This is a genomic window from Rhodococcus aetherivorans, assembly GCF_011058165.1.
Taxonomy (GTDB): domain Bacteria; phylum Actinomycetota; class Actinomycetes; order Mycobacteriales; family Mycobacteriaceae; genus Rhodococcus; species Rhodococcus aetherivorans.
Genome location: NZ_JAALEG010000010.1, coordinates 1 through 21,119, shown reverse-complemented (window position 1 = coordinate 21,119; position 21,119 = coordinate 1). Strand labels below are relative to the sequence as shown.

The window sequence follows — 21,119 nt, the reverse complement described above, 5'->3', positions numbered from 1 at the left end:
CGCCTGAATTCCGCCATTCCATCGCATCGAGCGGGCGCCGGGCGTGCGCTGGTGAGCGCATCAGGGTGATGCGGCGTCCCGTCGCCGAACCACACGCGATCGGATCGCGGCCTCTCCCGGCGTAGTGTCAATTTCCCTCGGGAATCAGCCTTCTCAGCGCCTCGCGAGTCGGCTCGTCGGTGGAATAGATGACGGTGCCGATCATGCCCCGCGTCAGGAGAACCTTGTACACGTTTCGCACCAGACGATCGAATCGAATATCGCTGATCTTCTTCGCATTTCTGAAGTCGGGATCCTTGTTGGCCGTACGGACCGAAACGAATCCTCCGTCCCGCCACACCAGGTCCGGTCCGAGGATGACGCCGTTCCAGTCGTATTCGAAACCCTGCGCGGTGTAGACACAGCCGACCTGCCCGAAACCCCCGTCCTCGGTGGCCCACAGTGCGGCCGGCGGCGCGTCGCCGGTGCGGCGTTCGCTCTTGCTGTTCCACGGCCGTGCCCACGCGCCGATCTGCACATCCGGGACGAGACGGCCGTCCTTGTCGGGGTTGCTCCACGGCCAGCAGTACCCCGCCGTCATGCGTGCCGAGTATCCGCGGTCGCGCTGCTGCTCGAGCAGGAACTCGAGCTCCTCCGGGGAATCGGCCACGCGCACCGCGAACTGCGGATCCCCCGACCACCGCACCGGGCCACCCTCGACGAGACCGAGCAGACGCTTGACCCACAGCACGTACTCCTCGCTGCCTCCGCAGCGGAACTGCTCCCCGAGGTGCACGTGATGGGTTTCGAGTCCGAGCGTCGCGGCGTAGCGCTCGATCTGTTCGAGCGAGCCGAGTTCACCCGGCCGCACCACCTGGTGCTCGTCGAGCAGGAACACCGGGACGCGCGCCGCCGAGATGAGTTCGTCGATCTGCGGTCGATCGGTGCGCAGCTCGGCGCGGGTGTACCGATCGACGGAGGTCTCACGGATTCGGTGCGCCTCGTCGAGGATCAGCACGTCGAGGCCGTTGCGTTCGGCCGACATGAACTGGTTGAAGTACTTGAACATCTTCTGCACCCGCGGGGCGCGCGCCCCGGCGACCTTGCGCAGGGTCTGGGTGAACGAACGCGACCCGGTGGCATGCAGGACGGTGCGGCCACGGCGGGCCAGCTCGCCGAGCAGGGACAGCGCGATCACGCTCTTGCCACTGCCGGGTCCCCCGGTGACGATGACGACGCGCTTGCGGTCCGCGGCGCGGGACATCTCGACCTCGTGCAGCACCAGGTCCACGGCCAACTGCTGATTGCCGAGCAGATGGAACTGCGGCCGGTCGCGCACCTCGGCGGCGGCGACCTTCAGCAGCTGCTGGGACGGTGCGACCGCGGACTTCAAGAGTGTGTCGCCTGCGGTGTGCCCGGACACCGGGGCGAGCCGGGTGCGGAGAAAGTCGATCATGTCGCCGCGGTCGGCGGCGGTGAACAACCGGCCGGTGATCCCGCCCGGATAGGCGCGCAGCTCCGCCACCGCGGACGGATCGGTGGCGTTGTGCAGGTACGCGAGTCCCGCGAGGGCATCGGGCTGATCCACGACAGCGCGCGCGAAATCGCTCAGGTAGTCGCAGTACCCCTTGACCTGCGCGACGGGATGCAGCCTCGGCCCGCCCGGCATTCCCGCCACCTCGACGAGTTCGGGATTGTCCTCGAAGCGCCGCGCGGCCGACCACTGCTTCAGCTCCACCACGACATACGACACGGCCCCGGTGGCCGGATGAGTGCCGGCGAGCACCACGTCGGCACGCTGCGAGGTGAGCGGCAGATGGTACTCGAGCAGCATCTCGACATCGCCGAGGCCGGCATCGACGAGATCCTGCGCAAGCACCGGCAGGCTTCGGCTCCACGACTTCTGTTCGGCCTGACTGGGACGATGACCGGTGCGAAACAGCATCTGCTCCAACAACTGCTCCGCCAGCGAATCGGGCCGATCCAACTCGGCGATCCGGCGGGCAGATGTACGAAGCAGCGTCACGGTCAGGTCCCCTGGGCAGCACGAATTCAGTCGTGCGGGTGGGGACATGTCCGGGACCGCTCATCGCAGCGGAAGTCCGTCGGGCCGCAGTGGAGAGGCTAGCGGAGGGCTGCTCCCCGATGACACCGGCAGGGTCACCCGTCCGGCAGGATGAGCACATGATGTCGCTTCTCGCCGCGCCCCTCGGAGCCGCCCGCATCGCCCTGGACCGGACCGTGGAGGTCGCCGAGTTCGCGGTGTCAGTTCCCGGGCGGGTCACGAGCCTGTTCGAGGCCACCGAGGCGCTCGTCGCCCGCGTCGACGACGTGGTCACCGACGCCCGCGCGATCGTCGCGCGCATCGACGAGGTCGTCACCGACGCCCGCGCCGCCGTGGGCCGGGTCGACGAGGTCATCGACAGCAGCTCGACGGTGGTCGGCGACGCCGCGGCCGTGGCCCACCGGGCGCAGGATGTGGTGTCGTCCGCCGGCCGCACGTCCGACGCGGCCGGCGAACTGCTCGACACCTACGCGCCGATGGCGACGCGGGCCGCGCCGCTCGCGGGCCAGTTCATCGAGGAACTCAGCGCCGAGGAGGTCCACGCGGCCGTCGTCCTGCTCGATCAGCTGCCGGAGCTCGCGGACCGGATGACGGCCCTGATGCCGATCCTGGGCACGCTCGAGAGCGTCGCCCCGGAGATCCACGAGCTGCTGGGCGTCGCGAAGGACGTGCGGCAGGCGATCGTCGGCGTCCCGGGCTTCAACTTTCTGCGCCGTCGCGGCGAGGACAAGGAGAACGGCGACGACGACTGACGATCACGGCTGGACGAGGATCTTGACGTTCTCCTCCTTGTTGGTGATCAGTTCCTCGAAGCCGTCCTTGACGATGTCGTCGAGCCCGATCCGGCCGGTGATGAACTGGTAGGGGTCGACCTTGCCGGAGGCGATCATCTCGATCGTGGCGGGATGATCGTTCGCGTAGGCGAGGCTGCCGAGCAGGTTGACCTCGCGGAAGACGAGGTCGTTCATGGCGACGCTCGCCTCGTGGCCCCAGATCGCGACGTTCACGCACGTGCCGCCCGCCCGGGTGGACTGGATAGCGGTCTTCAGGACCGCGTCGATGCCGGCGCATTCGAAGGAGACGTCGGCGCCACGGCCGCCGGTCAGCTCCAGCACCTGCTCGGTGACGTCGCCGTCGCGCGGGTCGATGATGTGGTCCGCCCCGGCCGGCTCGGCCTTCTTCTTCCGCACCTCGGCCGGTTCGACGACGATGATCTGCTCGACGCCCGCCGCGCGCAGCGCCGAGGTGGTGACGAGCCCGATCGGCCCGGCCCCGAACACGAGCGCCGAGTGGCTCGGCCGCGCACCCGAGAGCCGCACGGCGTGGTACGCGACGGCGAGCGGTTCGACGAGGGCGCCGACGTCGGTGCCGAGTTCGCCGAGCGGATGAATCCAGCGCCGCTCGGCGACGACGTACTGCGAGAAGCCGCCGCCGTATCCGGACAGGCCCACGAATCCCAGTGTGCTGCACACGTTGTAGCGGCCGTTACGGCAGGCGTCGCAGCGGCCGCAGATGATGTACGGCTCGACGACCACCCGGTCGCCCACCCGCACGTCGTCCACGCCGTCGCCCACTTCCGCGACGACACCGGCGAACTCGTGACCGAGGGTGATCGGCACGGTCTCGCCGGTGATGGGGTGCGGTGCGTCGGCGGGCGGGGCGAAGATCGGGCCCTCGAGGTACTCGTGCAGGTCGGTGCCGCAGATACCGCACCACTCGACCTCGACCTTGACGGTTCCGGGCCGGGTCGCCGGTTCGGGGACATCCTCGACCCGGATGTCCCCGGGGCCGTGGAAGCGGGCTGCCTTCATGGGTCGATCTCCTCGCTGTACGGGCGTCGGACCTGTTCGGCCATGTCCGACGCGGGACCATCCGGGTGCGCCGCTACCGAGGCCGGCGCGTGATCCAGAACACAGCGCCGGCGTCGCCGCAACAAGTGTTGCAGTGCGTTGCGCCGCGGCACCGCCGCGTGACGGGTGTGGTGCCGGCCACACAATTCGGCATATGCTCACCGCAACCCGACCGACGAGAGACGGAGACCGTGGGCAACTTCAGCGCCATCGAACCCGGCACCGACCTGCATCGATACGCGCGGGAGCTGGCGCGCATGCACGATGCGGTCATCGGCGGCGGTCGGTCGCCGCTGCGGCCGCGGTCGGTGGTGGCCCGGTCCTGGTCCCGGGTGCTCGTCGCGGGGCTGGCTCCGGACGGCAGCAACGCCCGCGCCCTGCTGCCGCTCGCCGAGGTCGAACGGCGCCGGCGGAACTCCCCGCTGTCGGGGGTGATCGGCGACCTCGAGCAGGTGGTGTGCTCCGTGGCCGAGGCGTCGCACATGTTGATGGTCGTGACCGACGCGGACGGGATCGTGCTGTGGCGGGCCGGGTCGGCCAAGGTGCGCAGCCGCGCCGACAGCCTCGGATTCAGCGAGGGCGCCCGGTGGACGGAGGCGACCGTGGGGACCAATGCGATCGGGACGGCCCTCGCCGAGGCCGCCCCGGTACAGCTGTTCTCCGCCGAGCACTTCGAGCAGTCCCAGCACCCCTGGTACTGCACCGCGGCACCGATCCACGATCCGCGCACCGGGGAACTGCTCGGCGTGGTCGACGTGAGCGGCCCCGCCCTGACGATCCATCCCACCATCAGCGCGCTCGTCGAGACGGCGGTGCGGCTCGCCGAGGCGCAGCTGTGGCGGTTGCACGAGAACCGGCTCGAACGGCTGCGCACGGCCGCGGCGCCGGTGCTCGCCTCGATGAGCGGGCCGCTGCTGCTCGTCGACGAGCACGGGTGGGTGGCGCACGCGTCGGGCGTTGCGGCCACCAAGCGCGTGGCGGCGCCGACGTCCGAGCGGACCTTGAGCGTGCCCGGCCTGGGCCTGTGCGTGCCGGAGCAGCTCGCGCACGGCTGGCTGATCCGGCCAGCGGGTGGCCCGGCGCGGATGGCGATCGAACTGGACCTGTCCGGCACGCCGACGGTCGTCGTCAGCGGCGCCGACTCGGCGTGGCGCAGCCCGCTGTCCGCCCGGCACGCCGAGATCCTGCTCCTGCTGCACCTGCGGGGGCCGCAGGGAATGACGGTGACCGAGGTGAGCAACGGCATCTACGGCGACCCGGACCACGCCGTCGCGGTGCGGGCGGAGGTGTCCCGGCTGCGCCGCGTCCTCGGCTCCGTCGTCGAGAGCCGGCCCTACCGGCTCGCCGACTCGGTCGACATGACGCTCACCCTCGGAACGGCCGAACGCCTCGCGGACTGCGCGTTCGTCCGGCACGCGACCAGCCCGGCCGTCCGCGCGCTCGCGGACGGCCGGTGAGAGCTCAGGCCCGGTAGGCGTCCGTCCCGGCCCGGCTGAGCACCAGACGCGGCAGCACCGCACGGGAGGACAGCCGCAGCACCGCGTCGACGAGTTCGACGACGTCGTTCACCTCGAGCATCTCCTCGGCGGGGATGCGGTCCTTGATCCAGTCGGACATGTCGGTGTCGACGTAGGCGGGTGCGATCGCGGACGCGCTGACACCGTTGCCGGACTCCTCGGCGTTGAGCGTCTCGACCAGAGAGATCAGCGCCGCCTTCGTCGCCCCGTACACGGCCAGGCCCGCCTCGGCGTAGACGCCGGTGATCGACGACAGCGCAACCACTTTCGCACCGCGGCCTGGGGCGGCGGTCGCGGCCTTGCGCAGCAGCGGCAACGATGCCTGGATCAGGGCGAAGGGGGTCTCGAAGTTGACGGACACCGTCTTGCCGAAGCGCCGCATCGGGAACTCGGCGATGGTGCCGGCGGTGCCGACGCCGGCGTTGAGCACGAGCGCCCGCATGCTGCCGAACGTCTCCTCGTGCGCCGCGACGACGCGTGCCGCGGTGTCCGGGTCGCCGAGGTCGGCGGCGACGACCCGGACCTCGGGCGCACCGGCGTCGCGCAGGCCGGCGGCCACCGCGTCGAGCCGCGCCTCGTCGCGCGCGGTGAGGGTCAGACCGTAGCCCTGCTCCGCGAGGCGGGTGGCGACACCGAGCCCGATGCCGCGGGATGCGCCGGTGACCAGGGCGCTGGGGTTCACGAGATCGGTTGTCACGCTGCGCCTCCCCGCAGTGCCTCCAGGCCGGCGGCCGCGAAGACCGGTACGGCCTCCCCTGCCCGGTCGAAGCCGTCGCCGACGGTCGCCCCCACGCGCCAGCGGTGGTTGATGCCCTCGGCGATGACGGCGAGCTTGAAGTTCGCCAGGCCCATGTAGAAGTTCCAGTGGGCGAGTTCGCGGCCCGTCGCCACCGCGTAGCGCTGTGCGAGGTCGTCGGCCGACGGCAGGCGCGGGCTCGTCCACGCGGCGGATTCGCCGAGCACCTGATCGAGCGCGGGGTTGCGGTACACGCACATCAGGGCGACGTCGGTGAGCGGGTCACCGAGCGTGGACAGTTCCCAATCCACCACCGCCGCAATCTTTCCGGCATCGGAAGGATCGAGAATGGTGTTGTCGATCCGGTAGTCGCCGTGCACGATCGACGCCGCCGACGACGCGGGGATCGCGTCGGCGAGGGCGGCGTGGAGCCGATCGAGGTCGTCGAGGTCGCGGGTCTTGACCCGGTCCCACTGGCCGGCCCACAACTTCACCTGCCGGGTGACGTACCCGTCGGGGCGGCCGAGGTTTCCGAGGCCGACGGCCTCGTAGTCCACCGAGTGCAGGGCGGCGAGCACGCGGACGAGCTCGCCGGTGCACGATTCGATCTCGTCGTCGCTCAGGGTGGCGAGGTCCTCGGTCGTGCGGATCACCCGCCCGGTGACGTGCTCGACGACGGTGAACGGAGCGCCCATCACGGAGTCGTCCTCGCACAGGACGACGGTCTGCGCGACCGGCACGCCGCAACCCTGGAGCGCCGACGTGATGCGGAACTCGCGGGCGACGTCGTGTGCGGACGGGGTGAGCCCTGCCGTCGGCGGCCGGCGCAGCACCCACCGCGACGTGTCGTCGAAGATCGCGTACGTCAGATTCGACTTGCCGCCGGAGATGAGTTCGGCGCGCAGTTCGCCGTCGAGGGCGATGCCCGAGTCCTCCAGGTAGCGGTGCAGGGCACTCAGGTCGAGTCCCTCGTGCTGTGCGGTCTTCATGCCCGGCTCTCCTTCGCGGCGGCGGCCTTCTTCGCGGCGCCGACGGCGCGCTTGGCGATGGCCCAGCGGTGCACCTCGGAAGGCCCGTCGTAGATGCGGAACGGGCGGACCTCGCGGGCGAGCCGCGCGACGGGCAGGTCGGCGGAGACGCCGAGGCCGCCGCACATCTGCATCGACCGGTCGACGATGCGGAACACCGCCTCGGCCGCGAAGGTCTTGGCGATGGACGTGGAGTTGGACGCGTGCGAGCCCTGGTCGAGTTCCCAGCACGCCTGCGTCAGCAGGGCACGGGTGGCGGCGATGTCGATCTCGTTGTCGGCGACCATCTTCTGGATCATGCCGAGGTCGCCGAGCTTGCCGCCGAAGCCTTCCCGCTCGGCGACGCGGGCGACGGCGATGTCGTGGCCGCGGCGCGCCGCGCCGAGCCAGCGCATCACGTGCGTCATGCGGGCGGGCCCGAGCCGCACCTGCGCGTAGGCGAAGCCCTGGTCGACCTCACCGAGGACGGCGGAATCCGGCACGAACAGGTCCTCGAAGAACACCTCGCAGTGACCGCCGATCATGGCGCGGTCGATGGTGTCGATGTGCCGGCCGACGGTCAGGCCCGGGGTGTCGGCGGGGGCGAGGAACATCGTGGCGCCGCCGCGCTGTCCGGGTTCGCCGGAGGTGCGGGCCATGATGATGAAGAAGCCGGCGCCGTCGGCCCCGGTGATGAAGTACTTGCGGCCGTTGATCTTCCAGCCGCCAGGGACCTTCTCGGCGCGGGTGGTGAGCGCGTTGGGATCGGACCCGGCGCCGGGTGCCGGTTCGGTCATCGCGAATCCGGACCGCACGTCGCCGTGGGCGAGCGGCGCGAGGAACTGCTCCTTCTGTTCCGGGCTGGCGATGTGCGCGAGCATGTGCACGTTGCCCTCGTCGGGGGCGGCGATGTTGAGTGCGATGGGCCCGAACAGCGAGTAGCCCGCCGCCTCGAACACCGGGGCGCGGTCGACCATGCCGAGTCCGTGGCCGCCGTACTCGACGGGCGCGTGCGGCGCGAAGACGCCGGCGTCCTTGGCCGCCTGCTGCAGCTTCACCCGCAGGTCGTCGCCCCCGGCGGCGGTGATGTCACCGTTGTGGGCGTCCTCGACGGGCAGCACGTGCTCCCGGACGAACTCCTCGGTCCTCGCCACCAGTGCCTGGACGTGTTCCGGGTACGACAGATCGACAGCCATCGCGATTCCTCCTCCTCACCCCGACCGATCGATCGCTCGGTTACGACAACCGTGACACACCCCACCCCGCGCGGTCAACCCGGACGATCTACCGGGCGCCCACGGCGCAGTCCCTACCGGGCGCCCACGGCGCAGTCCCTACCGGGCGCCCACGGCGCAGTCCCTACCGGGCGCCCACGGCGCAGTCCCTACCGGGCGCCCACGGCGCAGTCCCTACCGTGCGCCCACGGCGCAGTCCCTACCGTGCGCCCACGGCGCAGTCCCTACCGTGCGCCCACGGCGCAGCGCGCGATGGCGAGGTAGCGGTGGACGACCTCGTCGGGAGCAAGCGGCCCGTCCGGTCGGTACCACCCGGCGACGGCGACGCACATGGTGGTCACCGCCCGGCTCGCGTCCTCCGGGAACTCGGTACCGAACTCCCCGCTCGTCACCCCGTCCCGGACGATCTCGTCGAGCATCCGCTGCTGCTCGTCGCGCAACGCGATGTAGGCCTTCCGGCTGTCCGGTTCCATGCTGCGCATCTCGGTGGAGGCGACGAAAGCCTGATTGCGCCGGAACATGTGGAACCGCAAAAGGGACTCGACGACCGCGTCGAACCGCTCGGAGGCCGTGGGGCCGGCCTCCGCCAGAGCCCGCCGGCTGCGGTCGAGCAGATCGCCCATCACCGCCGTCGTCAGCGAGACCAGCAGCGCCTGCTTCGACGGGTAGTGGTGGTACAGGCCCGGCACCGACAGCCCGGCCCGGGCGGCGATCTCCCGGATCGAGGTGCCGTCGTAACCGCGCTCGGCAAACGCCTCGAGTGCGGCCTCGAGCGGCTTGGGCAGGGTCGACGGCCCGTACTGCCGCCACGATCCCGATTCGACGGCTTCCTCACGCGTTTCCATGGCTTCACCGTAGGCGACCCCGAGGGGCCGGCCGAACGTCACCGCCGGCGGGCCGGCCGAACGTCACCGCCGGCCGGCCCGTCACCGGATCGCGGTGCCGGTGCCGGCTCCCGTCAGTAGTCGTCGTCGCCGTAGAGCACCATGCCGCGCAGGTTTCGGCCCTCGTGCATGTCGGCATAGCCGTCGTTGATGTCCTCGAGCCGGTATGTCTTGGTGACCAGCTTGTCGAGCTCGAGCTGTCCACTGCGGTAGAGGTCGAGCAGCTTCGGGATCTGCGAGCGCGGGCCGACACCACCGAAGATCGCGCCCTGCAGGCGCTTCTGCAGCAGGGTCAGCTCGAACAGGCTCAGCGTCACCTGGGTGTCGGCGGCGCTGCCCATGCCCACCACGACCACCTGGCCGCCCTTGCCGGTCAGCGCCATCGACGGGGCGATGATGTCCCCGTGGATCTCACCGACGGTGATGATCGTGACGTCGGCCATCGCACCCCAGGTGATCTCGCCGATCACCGGCAGCGCCTCCTCGATCGAGGCGAACGTGTGGGTCGCCCCGAACTTCTTGGCCTGATCCCGCTTGAACTCCACCGGGTCGATGGCGACGACGTGCCGGGCACCCGCGTGCGCGGCCCCCTGCACCGCGTTGATGCCCACGCCGCCGATGCCGATCACGACGACGGAGTCGCCCACCTTGGTGCCGCCGATCGCCGTCGCGGAGCCCCAGCCCGTGGCAACGCCACAGCCGAGCAGGGCGGCCTTGTCGAGCGGGATGTCGTCCTCGATCTTGATGACCGAGGCCTCGTGCACGGTGACGTAGGGCGCGAACGTGCCGAGCAGGCACATCTGGATGACCGGATCACCATTGAGGGTCACCCGGTGCGTCTTGTCGGCGATGGCCTGCCCGGTGAGGAGGTTCGCCCCCTCGTCGCAGATGTTCTGCAGGCCCTTCGCGCACGCGCGGCATCGCCCGCACGCGGGGATGAAGGCGAGCACCACATGGTCGCCCTCCCGGATGTTGGACACCCCCGGTCCGACCTTGGTGACCACGCCGGCGCCCTCGTGCCCGCCGAGGACGGGGAAGGATGCAATCGGCGTCGCGCCGGAGCGTAGATGTTCGTCGGAATGGCACAGTCCGGACGCTGCCAGACGCACCTGCACTTCACCGGCGACCGGGTCTCCGAGGTCGATCTCCTCGATCTCCCATGGCTGATTGAGCCCTTTGATCACCGCAGCCTTGGTCTTCACGAACCCTCCCACCGGATCCACTGTGAACTGTGTCACCATGAGTAGAGCAGGACGAGCGTCCGCATGGACGAGTTTGAGGATCTCCCCGGGACGCGAGTTACCTGATACCTTGGGTAACGGAAATGTCCTCATGGAGGTACACGATGATCCACATCCGCCACACCGCCGTTGCGGAGGTTCCCCTCGAGGTGGCGTTCGCCTACCTCGACGATCACCGCACGGTCCCCGAATGGATGTACGGCGTCAACCGCTTCGTGCCGGTGGGACCGCAGGTCAACGGCCTCGGCGCGGTCTTCGACGCGACCATGCAGATCGGACCGAGGGGCCTCGACTCCCGCCTCGCGATCGTCGACTGGGAACTCGACCGCAGGATCGTTCTCGACTCCATCGCGGGGTTCCGCACCGCCTCGTCGTGGGAACTCGCCGACCTCGGCGACGGGCGGATCCGCCTCGACGTCGACTTCGGATACCAGCTTCCCGGCGGCCTGGCCGGACGGGCGCTCGGCAAGCTCATCGAACCGGTGGTGGGCACCGCGATCCGCCAGACCGAGCAGGCGCTGCGCTCGAACCTCGGCCGCGTCGCCTGAGCGACGCGCCACCTGCGCAAGGATCCGATCAGCGGGAGGATGCGTACCCTCGCACGGCGATCGGCACGGACACGGCAAGGATCACCGCCGTCCAGGCGAAGGCCGCGACGACCGGATGCTGCATGGGCCAGGCCGCGTCGGCGGCGACCGTCGTCCCGGATCCGAACAACTGCCGCAGGGCCGCGACCACGGCGCTGACGGGGTTCCATTCGGCGATCGTCGCGACCACGGCCGGCATCGTCTCGGTGGGGACGAAGACGTTGGAGAACATGACCGCCCCGAAGATCAGCGGCGCCACCTGCTGCAGCATCTGCTCGTCGCGGATCGAGGCGCCGAGCACGATCCCGAGCCACGCGAGCGCGAACCGGAACGCGAGCAGCAGCAGCACGGCGAGCGCCACGTCGGCGGGGGTGGCCTCGACCCGCCATCCCGCGAGAAATCCCACGCCGGCCATCGTCGCCAGCGCCGAGGCGCCGGTCACCGTCTCCGCGAGTGCGAGGCCCGCCGGCACCGCGACCGGCGGGACGGGCAGGGCCCGCAGCCGGTCCGTCAGGCCGCTGCGGAGGTCGGCGTTCACGGTCGACGCGGTGACGACGAGCCCCATGGCCGCGACGAGGACGAGGACTCCGGGCGTCAGGTACGACCGGTAGGCGGCAGCGTCGGATCCGCCGGCGAGCGCGCCGCCGAATACGAAGCCGAACAGCAGCATCATTCCCAGCGGTGCCGCGAGGGTCACCGCGAGCAGGCCGGGCGCGTTCCGGTACGTCGCGGCCACCCGCAGGAACAGAATCCAGGCACCCGCCGCCGGCGAGACGGTGCGGGTGGCGGTGGGGGCAGTCATGCGGGAATCCCTTCGGTCGGGCGACCGGTGAGTGCGAGGAAAGCGTCGTCCAAGGTGGCGCGCCGGCGGCCGATGTCCTGCACCGCGATGCCCTCCGCGTCGAGGGCGCGCAGGATCGGCAGCAGGGTGGCCGGCTCGCCGTCGAATCCGAACGTCAGCCGCAGCGGCGCATTCTCGTCCCGGGCCGGCGAGTCGACGGGTCTTCCGCCGAATCGCTCGACGATCGCGGCGACGTCGCCCCGCCGGTGCGGATCGAGCACGACGACGTCGAGGCCGCTGCCCACGGTGCGGGCTATCGCGTCCGGCGTCCCGGTGGCGACGACCCGACCGGCGTCGAGGATGGTGACCGTGTCCGCCAGCCGCTCGGCCTCGTCGAGGTACTGGGTCGTGAGCACGACGGTGGTGCCTTCCTCCACGAAAGACCGTACATACCGGTAGATCTCGTTGCGACTGTGGGGATCGAGGCCGGTGGTGGGCTCGTCGAGGAAGAGCACCGCGGGACGGACGACCATGCCCGCGACGATGTCGAGCCGCCTTCGCATGCCGCCGGAGTACGTGTGCACCTGCCGGGCCGCGGCGTCGGTCAGGTCGAAGCGCTCGAGCAGGTCGTCTGCGTGCCGGCGGGCGCCCCGGGCGCTGTACCCGTTCAGGCGGGCAACCATCGTCAGGTTCTGGGTGCCGGTGAGGCGGGGGTCGACCGCGTGGTACTGGCCGACGAAGCCGATGTTGCGCTTGACGTGAGCAGCCTCGCGGACGGTGTCGTGACCGAGGATCCGGGCGCTGCCGGAGGTCGGTCGCAGCAGGGTCGCCAGCATCCGCACGGTCGTGGTCTTGCCGGACCCGTTGGGGCCGAGCAGCGCGTGCACCCGACCGGCGGGCACCTCCAGGTTCAGCCCGTCGAGCACGAGGTGGCTGCCGTACCGCCTGGTGAGCGCCTCGGTTTCCAGAACCGTCATTCCGACCTCCACGATTGGGAACATCGTTCGCAATTACACCGTACGCGTCTGCGAACGTCGTTCGCAACTGTCCGGGTAGTGCATGCTGGCACCCATGCCGCATGCCGAACCCCCGACCTCGCTGTGGTTGCGTGCCGACGACCCCAGGCCCGGGCCGCGCCCTGCCCATACGCTCGAGCAGCTCGCCGAGGCGTGCGTCGGCCTCGCCGACGCAGACGGGCTGCGTGCCGTTTCGATGCGGCGCGTCGCGCAGGAACTCGGGACGGCGGCCGCCTCGCTCTACCGCTACGTCGCAGGCAAGGACGATCTCGTCGCTCTCATGGTCGACCGCGTCGCCGCGGAGTACCGGTACCCGCCCCTGACCGGGGACGTGCGGACCGACGTCCTCGCCCTCGCGGAGCAGGCCCGGCAGCTGCACCGTCGGCATCCGTGGTTGAGCGTCGCGGGCACGACGACACTGGGTCCGCACTCGATGCGATACCTCGACCACATGGTCGGCGCCCTCGCACCGACCGGCCTCGACGCCACCGCGACCATGATGGGAATCGCCCTGCTCTCAGGCTGGGTCACCACCTTCGCCGCGCAGGAGGCGGCGGGGTTGTCCGCCCCCACCGCCGGTGGCGGCGCCGAGCACATCACCGCCATGCTGGCCCACGGCGACTACCCCCACCTGGCCGGCCTGCTCGCTTCCGCGGGCGGGAACGCCGGCGCCACACCCGTCGACAACGATGCCGCGTTCCGGGCCGGGATCGAGGCCCTGCTGTTCGGCATCGCGCCGCACCCGTGAGCGAGCCCGCTCGCTTCGGGTGACAAATTCTTGGAGAACAAGGGAATTCACGCGCCCTTCCGGAATCCGCCCACACAGTTGCGCGGGCGGATCCCGGAGACGCGAGCAACTCCGCTAGGTTCACCGGCGGAGGTGCCGCCGGATGACTGACGATCGCCGCATGATCCACGTGTGCCACGACGGCGTGGCGCACGTGGACCGCCAGGCCGCCTTCGCCTACGTCGCCGATCACCGCACGGTCCCGGAGTGGATGTTCGGAGTCACCCGCTTCGAGCCCGTGGGTGATCGGGTCCGCGGCGTGGGCGCGCGCTTCGACGCGAGCATGCGGATCGGGCCGGCCACCTTCGACTCCCGGCTCGAGATCGTCGAGTGGGAAGACAACCACCGGATCGTGCTGAGCTCGATCTCCGGCTTCCGCACCCTGTCGTCGTGGCAGTTCGACGATCTGGGCGACGGTCGCATGCGTCTCGCCGTCGACTTCGGCTACCGGCTGCCCGGCGGCGCGGCCGGTCGCGCGGCGGGGCTGCTGATCGAGCCGCTGGTGGGCACGATCGTCCGCCGGACCGAGCACGCGCTGCGGGAGCAGGTCAGCCGGATCTCCTGACCCGCCGCGCGTCCGGTCAGAAGTTGCCGCGCGCCGCCTGCTCGCGCTCGATCGCCTCGAACAGGGCCTTGAAGTTGCCCTTGCCGAAGCCGAGCGAACCGTGCCGCTCGATCAGCTCGAAGAACACCGTCGGGCGATCGGTGATCGGCTTGGTGAAGATCTGCAGGAGGTAACCGTCTTCGTCCCGGTCGACGAGAATGCCACGCTTCTGCAGTTCCTCGATCGGCACCCGCACGTTCCCGATCCGCGCGCGCAGCTCGGGGTCCTCGTAGTAGGCGTCGGGCGTGGCGAGGAACTCCACGCCCTCCTCGCGGAGCCGGTCGACGGCGGTGAGGATGTCGTTGGTGGCCAGCGCCAGGTGCTGCGCGCCGGGACCACGGTAGAAATCGAGGTACTCGTCGATCTGCGAGCGCTTCTTCGCGACGGCCGGCTCGTTGAGCGGGAACTTGACGCGGTGGTTGCCGTTGCAGACCACCTTGCTCATCAGGGCCGAGTAGTCGGTGGCGATGTCGTCACCGATGAACTCGGCCATGTTGGTGAAGCCCATGACGCGGTTGTAGAAGCCGACCCACTCGTCCATGTGGCCGAGCTCGACGTTGCCGACCACGTGGTCGAGGGCCTGGAAGATCCGCTTGGGCGCGCCGTCGCGCTTGCGGTAGGTCGACGACTTCTCCACGTAGCCGGGCAGATACGGGCCCGTGTAGCGGGAGCGGTCGACGAGTGTGTGGCGCGTCTCGCCGTAGGTGGCGATCGCGGCGAGCCGCACCGTGCCGTACTCGTCGCTGATCTCGTACGGCTCCTCGAGGACCGTCGCGCCCTGGGCCCGGGCGTGCGCGATGCACTTGTCGACGTCGGGCACCTGCAGCGCGATGTCCACGACGCCGTCGCCGTGCCGGCGATGATGCTCGACGAGCGCGCTGTCCGGATCGACCGCACCCTTGACCACGAACCGCACCGCCCCGCTGCGCAGGACGTAGGCGTGGTGGTCGCGGTTGCCGGTGGTGGGACCGGAGTAGGCGATCAGTTCCATCCCGAACGCGGACTGGTAGTAGTGCGCGGCCTGGGTGGCGTTGCCCACCACCCACACCACCGCGTCCCAGCCGCTGACGGGGAACGGGTCCCGCTCGGCGTCGTACTCGACGAGGCCGACGAGCTGCCGCAGTTCCTCGGGGTTCAGCTGGGCGAGCTTCTCGCTGTCGGTGAGGGTGAACTCGAGAGTCATGGCGATTCCTCCTGCCGCCGGACGCGGCGCCATCGGTGTGTCGTGTGTCACCAGGAAAAACCCCGTCGCGGCGACGGTGCAATCTCGCCTCTCCCAGCTGATCGACCTGACTGGAAAATGCGGGATGCCGGGCGAGCCGCTATACAATCGGCACAGTTTCCGCCGCCTCTTCGGAAGGAACGGCCATGCGTGACGCCGTGCAGCTGGACGAGTTGGATTTCGCGCTCCTGGACACGCTGCACACGGATCCGAAGATCGGCGCCCTGGAGCTGTCCCGGAGGTTGCGGGTGGCGCGCGCGACGGTCTCGGCACGGCTGCGCCGGCTCGAGGAGTCCGGGATCATCGCCGGCTACGAACCGCGGCTGGACCTGGCGGCCGCCGGATTCGAGGTCCAGGCCTTCGTGACGATGGAGATCGTCCAGGGCGCGCTCGAAGCGATCACCGATGTCCTCGAAGCGATTCCGGGGGTGCTCGAGGCGTTCGCGACGACCGGCGCCGGCGACATTCTGTGCCGGATCGCCGCGGACTCCCACCTCGGTCTGCAGCAGACGCTGATCGAACTGAACCGGTCGTCGATCGTCGCCCGGTCGACCAGCGTCATGGTGCTGTCGGAGGTGGTGCGGTACCGGGCCATGCCGCTGCTCCGCACGCTGCAGCCGGGCAAAACCGCCAAAGCGCCCGCCTACCGTCGGTAGAGCTGAAGGTCGGCGCGCTCGCCCCCGCCCGCCGAAAACGTCGAAACAGCTCTGCACACTGCACAGAAAAACGACGGGCGGCTGCGCTACAGCTCTTCAGCCTGACCAGTAGTGCAGGCCGCACTTGCGCCCCCTCTGTAACCACGGTCACAGTCTTCTTCATTCGCCCGCTCCCCGGGCATCGCACCGTCCCGACTCCCGAGAGAAGACATGAAGAACCTGCTGACCCGTTTCGAGGACAAGGCCCCCGAGATCGTCTTCGAGTGGCACGACACCGAGACCACCGCCCGCGGCTGGGTCGTCATCAACTCCCTGCGCGGCGGCGCGGCCGGTGGCGGCACGCGGATGCGCCGCGGCCTCGACCGCCGCGAGGTCGAGTCGCTGGCGAAGACGATGGAGGTCAAGTTCACCGTCTCCGGTCCGGCCATCGGCGGCGCCAAGTCCGGCATCGACTTCGACCCCTCCGATCCCCGCAAGGACGGCGTGCTGCGGCGCTGGTTCCGGGCGGTCGCGCCGCTGCTGCGCGCCTACTACGGCACCGGCGGCGACCTGAACGTCGACGAGATGACCGAGGTCGTGCCGCTCACCGAGAGCAACGGGCTGTGGCATCCACAGGAGGGCGTCGTCAACGGGCACTTCGCGGCGGACGACCGCGAACGCGTCCAGCGGGTCGGGCAGCTGCGGCTCGGTGTCGCGAAGGTCGTCGAGGACACCCGGTTCACCCCGGCACCGGATGCGAAGTACACGGTGGCCGATCTGATCACGGGCTGGGGCGTCGCCGAGTCGGTGCGCCACCACTACCGCATCTACGGCGACCCCGCCGGTAATCACGGGCTCGGGGGCAAGCGGGTGATCGTCCAGGGCTGGGGCAACGTCGGCGCGGCCGCGGCCTACTACCTGGCCCAGGCCGGGGCTCGCGTGGTCGGCATCATCGACCGCGACGGCGGCATCCTCGACACGGCCGGTCTCGACTTCGACGAGGTGCGCACGCTGCTGCTGAACAAGGACGGCAACGCGCTCCGCAGCGACCGGATGCGTCCCTTCACCGAGGTGCACGACGCGATCTGGGACCTCGGCGCCGAGATCTTCCTCCCCTGCGCGGCCTCCCGCCTGGTCACCCGCGAACAGGTCGATCGTATGGTCGCGGCCGGCCTCGAGGTGATCGCCAGCGGAGCGAACGTGCCCTTCGCCGACGACGAGATCTTCTACGGCCCCACCTACGAGCACGCGGACAAGTCCGTCTCCGTGATCCCCGACTTCATCGCCAACAGCGGCATGGCCCGCGCCTTCGCCCAGCTCATGGAGGGTGACGTGGAGGTCTCGGACGCGGCGATCTTCGGCGACGTCTCGGACACCGTCGCGGGTGCGCTGCAGCGCTGCCACGACCGCTGCGCCGACCATACGGGCGTCGCGGCCACCGCGTTCGAGATCGCCCTCGACCAGCTGGTGCCGGCCGGGGAGCGCATCGATGACTGACACCCTGGCCACCACGCCGGCCACCACCACCGAGCCGGCGCCGCGGGCGATGCTGCACCAGGCGATGCGGCCGCGACAGCTGGTGATGATGAGTCTCGGCGGCGCGATCGGCGCGGGACTGTTCGTCGGCTCCGGCGCCGGCATCGCCGTCGCGGGACCGGCCATCCTCGTCTCGTTCCTCGCCGCCGCGGCTCTCGTCGTCCTCATCATGCGGATGATGGGCGAGATGGCGGCCGCGAACCCCGCCAGCGGCGCCTTCTCCGTGCACGCGGAGAACGCCCTCGGCTCCGTCGCCGGCCGCACCATCGGCTGGCTGTACTGGATCCAGGTGGTCATCGTGATCGCGGCGGAGGCGACCGGCGCCGCCGCCATCACCGCCGCCTCGATTCCCGGGATCCCGCAGTGGGCCGCGGCACTGTTCTTCATGGTGGTGCTCACCGGCGTGAACCTCGTCGGCGTACGGCGGTTCGGCGAGGTCGAATTCTGGTTCGCGGCACTGAAGATCGTCGCCATCGTCGCCTTCCTCGCGATCGGCGTCGCGATGATCGCGGGATGGGTGCCCGCCTTCGACAGCACCGGGTTCGCGAACCTCACCGCGCACGGCGGCTTCGCGCCGACCGGTATCGCCGGTATCGCCGCGGGCCTGCTCATCGTGGTGTTCGCGTTCGGCGGCACCGAGATCATCGCCATCGCGGCCGCCGAGACCTCCGATCCGCGCCGGAACGTCGGCCGCGCGGTGCGCACGCTGATCTGGCGCATCCTGGTCTTCTACATCGGCTCGGTGCTGATCATGGTGACGGTGCTGCCGTGGACGTCCGAGGATCTCGTCACGGGCCCGTTCGTCGCGGTGCTGAACGCCGGCGCCGTGCCGGGGGCGGCCGCCGTGATGACCGTGATCGTGGTGGTGGCGCTGCTGTCCTCGCTCAACGCGATGCTCTTCAGCGCCTCACGGATGATCTACTCTCTCTCGCAACGCGGTTCGGCCTACCCCGCGTTCGGCCGGGTGGCCCCCAACGGGGTGCCCCGCAACGCGGTCCTCGCCTCGGTCGCGTTCGGATTCGTCACCGTCGCACTCAACTACGTGCGTCCCGACAAGGTGTTGCCGCTGCTGCTCAACGCCGTGGGCTCGACCATCCTCGTACTGTGGACGTTCGTGGCGGTCTCGCACCTCGTGCTGCGCCGGCGGGCCCGGCGCGACGGCACCGAAGACGCCCTGCCGCTGAAGATGTGGGGCTTCCCGTACCTGTCGTACGCGACCCTCGGCCTGCTCGCCGGCATCGCCGTGCTCGCGCTGTTCGACACGGCCGCCCGCACCCAGCTCATCGCGACGGGCGCACTCACCGCCACGATCGCGGGCGCGTGCTGGCTTCTGCACCGCCGGCAGACGGTCCGGCAGCCGTAGCCGACCGCACAGACGACGACGCCGTGCGTCCTCCCGCAGGGGGGAGGGACGCACGGCGTCGTCGTGGATCGGTCCCCGCCGTCAGTCCTTCGGACCACCGGCGACGTAGATGACCTGACCCGACACGAATCCCGCACCCTCGCTCGCGAGGAACGAGGCGGTGTGCGCGATGTCGTCGGGCTTTCCGGTGCGGGCGACGGGGATCTGCGAGGCCGCGGCGGCCTTGAAGTCCTCGAACGACATGCCCATCCGCTCGGCCGTCGCAGCGGTCATCTCGGTCTCGATGAAGCCGGGGGCGATCGCGTTGGCGGTGACGCCGTACTTGCCGAGCTCGATCGCGAGGGTCTTGGTGAAGCCCTGCATGCCGGCCTTGGCGGCGGAGTAGTTGACCTGACCGCGGTTGCCCAGCGCGGAGGTGCTCGACAGGTTGACGATGCGGCCGAACTTGGCCTCCACCATGTACTTCTGCGTCGCCCGGGACATGAGGAACGCGCCCCGCAGGTGCACGTTCATCACGGCGTCCCAGTCGTCGACGGTCATCTTGAACAGCAGGTTGTCGCGGGTGATGCCGGCGTTGTTGATCAGCACCGTGGGATCGCCCAGCTCGTTCGCGACCCTCTCCACAGCCGCGGCGACGGACTGCTCGTCGGCGACGTTCGCACCCACCGCGAGGGCCTTGCCGCCGGCCGCCTCGATGGCCGAGACGGTGTCGCCGCATGCGGACTCGTCGAGGTCCAGGACCGCGACCTGGAATCCGTCCTGCGCCAGCCGCTTGGCGACTGCGGCGCCGATGCCGCGCGCGGCCCCGGTGACGATGGCGGTGCGGGTGACTGTTTCGCTCACTGCTTACCTCCGTGCTGTTGTGGTTGGAAACTTCAGTTGATGGTCAGGCCGCCGTCGACCGCAATCGTCTGGCCGGTGACGTAGCCGGCGGCCTCCGAGGTGAGCCACACGGCGGTGGCGGCGATCTCCGCGGGATCACCGGTGCGGCCCAGGACGATTCGCGGCTTCATGCTGTCGAGGTAGCCGGGCTGGTACTCGTCGGTCATCTCGGTCTCGAAGAATCCCGGCGCGATGGCATTGACGCGGATGCCCTTGCGTGCCCCCCACTGCTGGGCCAGGTCCCGGGTCAGGCCGATCACGCCGGCCTTGCTGGCGGCGTAGGCGGCCTGCGGCAGTCCCGCGGTGGTGAGGCCCAGGACGGAGGAGATGTTGACGATGGAGCTGCCGGGCTGCATGACGCGCCCGGCGGCCTGCGCGGCCCAATAGGAGCCGTTCAGGTTGATGTCGATGACGCGCCGGAACTGCTCCGGGGTCTCCTTGGTGGCCGGGACGGCCGTGCCGATGCCGGCGTTGTTGATGAGGATGTCGACCTTGCCGAAGTGCTCGACCGCGGCATCGACCATCCGTTGCGCCTGCTCGGGCTCGGCGATGTCGGTCTCGACGCTCAGCGCGCGGCGGCCGGCGGCGCGGACGAGTTCGGCGGTCCGCTCGAGCCGGTCGGCGCGACGGGCCGCGAGCACGACGTCGGCCCCGGCCTCCGCGAGAGCCTGGGCGAAGGCGACGCCGAGGCCCGAGGAGGCGCCGGTGACGATCGCGACGCGGTCGTCGAGGCGGAACTTGTCGAGCACGGACATGTGTGTAGTCTCCTCCGATAGTCGATACCTATGCGAATTGTATAGTTGAATTCGCGCTCGAGTTCAAGACTTGATATTCGAAAAAGGCGCGGCCACAAGCCCTTTCGGGCCCGCGACCGCGCCTCATCCGACTTCCCGGTCCGAGGGGGACGATCAGCTCAGGCGCTCGAGCACCATTGCCATGCCCTGACCGCCGCCGACGCACATGGTCTCCACGCCGAACTGCTTGTCGTGGGTCTGCAGGTTGTTGAGCAGGGTGGCGGTGATCCGCGCGCCGGTCATGCCGAACGGGTGACCGAGGGCGATCGCACCACCGGAGACGTTCAGCTTGTCCTCGTCGATGCCGAGCTCGCGGGCGGAGCCGAGCACCTGCACGGCGAACGCCTCGTTGATCTCGAACAGGTCGATGTCGGAGATGGTCTTGCCGGCGTGGGCGA

At 70.0% G+C, this 21,119-nt stretch carries 20 protein-coding genes and 1 pseudogene; 8 read left to right on the top strand and 13 right to left on the bottom strand.

All coding sequences use genetic code 11. The features are described 5' to 3' along the window. Nucleotides 1-127: 127 nt before the first annotated feature. Nucleotides 128-2,005 (bottom strand): DUF2075 domain-containing protein, encoded by a 1,878-nt coding sequence (locus G6039_RS06370; RefSeq protein WP_029546449.1) that lies wholly within the window; start codon nucleotides 2,003-2,005, stop codon nucleotides 128-130. A gap of 158 nt (nucleotides 2,006-2,163) precedes the next feature. Here G6039_RS06370 and G6039_RS06365 point away from each other — a divergent pair, with 158 nt between their 5' ends. Beyond that, a complete protein-coding gene (locus tag G6039_RS06365; RefSeq protein WP_006939950.1) occupies nucleotides 2,164-2,796 on the top strand; it encodes a hypothetical protein in 633 nt (210 codons plus the stop codon). Between the two features lie 3 nt (nucleotides 2,797-2,799). Here the strand turns inward: G6039_RS06365 and G6039_RS06360 are convergent, their stop codons facing one another. Further along, the gene (locus tag G6039_RS06360; RefSeq protein WP_029546450.1) at nucleotides 2,800-3,855 is read right to left on the bottom strand and encodes a 2,3-butanediol dehydrogenase; all 1,056 of its coding nucleotides are present in this window, start codon (nucleotides 3,853-3,855) and stop codon (nucleotides 2,800-2,802) included. Nucleotides 3,856-4,085: 230 nt separating this feature from the next. On the opposite strand from G6039_RS06360, the gene G6039_RS06355 reads away from it, so the two are divergent. Then, entirely contained in the window at nucleotides 4,086-5,351 is a 1,266-nt protein-coding gene (locus G6039_RS06355; RefSeq protein ID WP_006939953.1) for a GAF domain-containing protein, read from the top strand. Nucleotides 5,352-5,355: 4 nt separating this feature from the next. Here G6039_RS06355 and G6039_RS06350 read toward each other — a convergent pair whose 3' ends face one another. The 5 genes from G6039_RS06350 to G6039_RS06330 all read right to left on the bottom strand — a co-directional run bounded on the left by G6039_RS06350 (nucleotide 5,356) and on the right by G6039_RS06330 (nucleotide 10,475). Then, nucleotides 5,356-6,108, bottom strand: a complete 753-nt coding sequence (locus tag G6039_RS06350; RefSeq protein WP_006939955.1) for an SDR family NAD(P)-dependent oxidoreductase — start codon at nucleotides 6,106-6,108, stop codon at nucleotides 5,356-5,358. After that, nucleotides 6,105-7,136, bottom strand: a complete 1,032-nt coding sequence (locus G6039_RS06345; protein ID WP_043798037.1) for a phosphotransferase family protein — start codon at nucleotides 7,134-7,136, stop codon at nucleotides 6,105-6,107. The genes G6039_RS06350 and G6039_RS06345 overlap by 4 nt, the downstream gene beginning before the upstream one ends. After that, nucleotides 7,133-8,350, bottom strand: coding sequence for an acyl-CoA dehydrogenase family protein (locus G6039_RS06340; protein ID WP_043798040.1), 1,218 nt, complete (start codon nucleotides 8,348-8,350; stop codon nucleotides 7,133-7,135). The genes G6039_RS06345 and G6039_RS06340 overlap by 4 nt, the downstream gene beginning before the upstream one ends. 263 nt (nucleotides 8,351-8,613) lie before the next feature. Continuing rightward, a complete protein-coding gene (locus tag G6039_RS06335) occupies nucleotides 8,614-9,234 on the bottom strand; it encodes a TetR/AcrR family transcriptional regulator (RefSeq protein WP_006939960.1) in 621 nt (206 codons plus the stop codon). A 113-nt stretch (nucleotides 9,235-9,347) separates the two neighbouring features. Further along, on the bottom strand, nucleotides 9,348-10,475 hold the full coding sequence (locus G6039_RS06330; protein ID WP_043797335.1) for an NDMA-dependent alcohol dehydrogenase: 1,128 nt from the start codon (nucleotides 10,473-10,475) through the stop codon (nucleotides 9,348-9,350). Between the two features lie 143 nt (nucleotides 10,476-10,618). On the opposite strand from G6039_RS06330, the gene G6039_RS06325 reads away from it, so the two are divergent. After that, nucleotides 10,619-11,062, top strand: coding sequence for an SRPBCC family protein (locus G6039_RS06325; protein ID WP_006940694.1), 444 nt, complete (start codon nucleotides 10,619-10,621; stop codon nucleotides 11,060-11,062). Nucleotides 11,063-11,090: 28 nt separating this feature from the next. On the opposite strand, the gene G6039_RS06320 is transcribed toward G6039_RS06325, so the two are convergent. Next, nucleotides 11,091-11,903: an ABC transporter permease gene (locus G6039_RS06320; protein WP_051445988.1), complete on the bottom strand. Its 813-nt coding sequence runs from the start codon at nucleotides 11,901-11,903 to the stop codon at nucleotides 11,091-11,093. Beyond that, nucleotides 11,900-12,859, bottom strand: a complete 960-nt coding sequence (locus G6039_RS06315; RefSeq protein ID WP_043797330.1) for an ATP-binding cassette domain-containing protein — start codon at nucleotides 12,857-12,859, stop codon at nucleotides 11,900-11,902. The genes G6039_RS06320 and G6039_RS06315 overlap by 4 nt, the downstream gene beginning before the upstream one ends. 94 nt (nucleotides 12,860-12,953) lie before the next feature. Between G6039_RS06315 and G6039_RS06310 the strand changes: the two genes are divergently transcribed. Next, complete coding sequence (locus G6039_RS06310) at nucleotides 12,954-13,646, top strand: TetR/AcrR family transcriptional regulator (RefSeq protein ID WP_231385959.1); 693 nt, start codon at nucleotides 12,954-12,956, stop codon at nucleotides 13,644-13,646. A gap of 160 nt (nucleotides 13,647-13,806) precedes the next feature. Further along, nucleotides 13,807-14,250: an SRPBCC family protein gene (locus tag G6039_RS06305; RefSeq protein WP_006940686.1), complete on the top strand. Its 444-nt coding sequence runs from the start codon at nucleotides 13,807-13,809 to the stop codon at nucleotides 14,248-14,250. A 16-nt stretch (nucleotides 14,251-14,266) separates the two neighbouring features. On the opposite strand, the gene hppD is transcribed toward G6039_RS06305, so the two are convergent. Next, nucleotides 14,267-15,472, bottom strand: a complete 1,206-nt coding sequence (hppD, locus tag G6039_RS06300; RefSeq protein WP_043797325.1) for a 4-hydroxyphenylpyruvate dioxygenase — start codon at nucleotides 15,470-15,472, stop codon at nucleotides 14,267-14,269. A 185-nt stretch (nucleotides 15,473-15,657) separates the two neighbouring features. Between hppD and G6039_RS06295 the strand changes: the two genes are divergently transcribed. From G6039_RS06295 to G6039_RS06285, 3 genes are all read left to right on the top strand, one after another. Then, nucleotides 15,658-16,167, top strand: coding sequence for an Lrp/AsnC family transcriptional regulator (locus tag G6039_RS06295; RefSeq protein WP_006940680.1), 510 nt, complete (start codon nucleotides 15,658-15,660; stop codon nucleotides 16,165-16,167). A gap of 210 nt (nucleotides 16,168-16,377) precedes the next feature. Next, on the top strand, nucleotides 16,378-17,643 hold the full coding sequence (locus tag G6039_RS06290) for a Glu/Leu/Phe/Val dehydrogenase dimerization domain-containing protein (protein WP_006940679.1): 1,266 nt from the start codon (nucleotides 16,378-16,380) through the stop codon (nucleotides 17,641-17,643). Further along, nucleotides 17,636-19,045 carry an amino acid permease gene (locus G6039_RS06285; RefSeq protein ID WP_043797322.1) on the top strand — a complete coding sequence of 470 codons (1,410 nt, stop codon included), beginning with the start codon at nucleotides 17,636-17,638 and terminating at the stop codon, nucleotides 19,043-19,045. Before G6039_RS06290 ends, G6039_RS06285 begins: the two co-directional genes overlap by 8 nt. 81 nt (nucleotides 19,046-19,126) lie before the next feature. On the opposite strand, the gene fabG is transcribed toward G6039_RS06285, so the two are convergent. The 3 genes and pseudogenes from fabG to G6039_RS06270 all read right to left on the bottom strand — a co-directional run. Further along, the gene (fabG, locus tag G6039_RS06280; RefSeq protein ID WP_043797319.1) at nucleotides 19,127-19,888 is read right to left on the bottom strand and encodes a 3-oxoacyl-ACP reductase FabG; all 762 of its coding nucleotides are present in this window, start codon (nucleotides 19,886-19,888) and stop codon (nucleotides 19,127-19,129) included. 32 nt (nucleotides 19,889-19,920) lie between these two features. Beyond that, on the bottom strand, nucleotides 19,921-20,682 hold the full coding sequence (locus G6039_RS06275) for an SDR family NAD(P)-dependent oxidoreductase (RefSeq protein ID WP_043797318.1): 762 nt from the start codon (nucleotides 20,680-20,682) through the stop codon (nucleotides 19,921-19,923). Between the two features lie 153 nt (nucleotides 20,683-20,835). Then, nucleotides 20,836-21,119, bottom strand: a pseudogene (locus tag G6039_RS06270) (acetyl-CoA C-acyltransferase); the annotation flags it as partial.

Excerpts from the sequence above, each read along its gene's own strand:
- G6039_RS06365 (WP_006939950.1), top strand. The coding sequence starts at position 2,164 with ATGATGTCGCTTCTCGCCGCGCCCCTCGGAGCCGCCCGCATCGCCCTG.
- G6039_RS06360 (WP_029546450.1), bottom strand. The coding sequence starts at position 3,855 with ATGAAGGCAGCCCGCTTCCACGGCCCCGGGGACATCCGGGTCGAGGAT.
- G6039_RS06345 (WP_043798037.1), bottom strand. The coding sequence starts at position 7,136 with ATGAAGACCGCACAGCACGAGGGACTCGACCTGAGTGCCCTGCACCGC.
- G6039_RS06340 (WP_043798040.1), bottom strand. The coding sequence starts at position 8,350 with ATGGCTGTCGATCTGTCGTACCCGGAACACGTCCAGGCACTGGTGGCG.
- G6039_RS06335 (WP_006939960.1), bottom strand. The coding sequence starts at position 9,234 with ATGGAAACGCGTGAGGAAGCCGTCGAATCGGGATCGTGGCGGCAGTAC.
- G6039_RS06325 (WP_006940694.1), top strand. The coding sequence starts at position 10,619 with ATGATCCACATCCGCCACACCGCCGTTGCGGAGGTTCCCCTCGAGGTG.
- G6039_RS06320 (WP_051445988.1), bottom strand. The coding sequence starts at position 11,903 with ATGACTGCCCCCACCGCCACCCGCACCGTCTCGCCGGCGGCGGGTGCC.
- G6039_RS06315 (WP_043797330.1), bottom strand. The coding sequence starts at position 12,859 with ATGACGGTTCTGGAAACCGAGGCGCTCACCAGGCGGTACGGCAGCCAC.
- G6039_RS06310 (WP_231385959.1), top strand. The coding sequence starts at position 12,954 with ATGCCGCATGCCGAACCCCCGACCTCGCTGTGGTTGCGTGCCGACGAC.
- G6039_RS06305 (WP_006940686.1), top strand. The coding sequence starts at position 13,807 with ATGATCCACGTGTGCCACGACGGCGTGGCGCACGTGGACCGCCAGGCC.
- hppD (WP_043797325.1), bottom strand. The coding sequence starts at position 15,472 with ATGACTCTCGAGTTCACCCTCACCGACAGCGAGAAGCTCGCCCAGCTG.
- G6039_RS06295 (WP_006940680.1), top strand. The coding sequence starts at position 15,658 with ATGCGTGACGCCGTGCAGCTGGACGAGTTGGATTTCGCGCTCCTGGAC.
- G6039_RS06290 (WP_006940679.1), top strand. The coding sequence starts at position 16,378 with ATGAAGAACCTGCTGACCCGTTTCGAGGACAAGGCCCCCGAGATCGTC.
- G6039_RS06285 (WP_043797322.1), top strand. The coding sequence starts at position 17,636 with ATGACTGACACCCTGGCCACCACGCCGGCCACCACCACCGAGCCGGCG.
- G6039_RS06275 (WP_043797318.1), bottom strand. The coding sequence starts at position 20,682 with ATGTCCGTGCTCGACAAGTTCCGCCTCGACGACCGCGTCGCGATCGTC.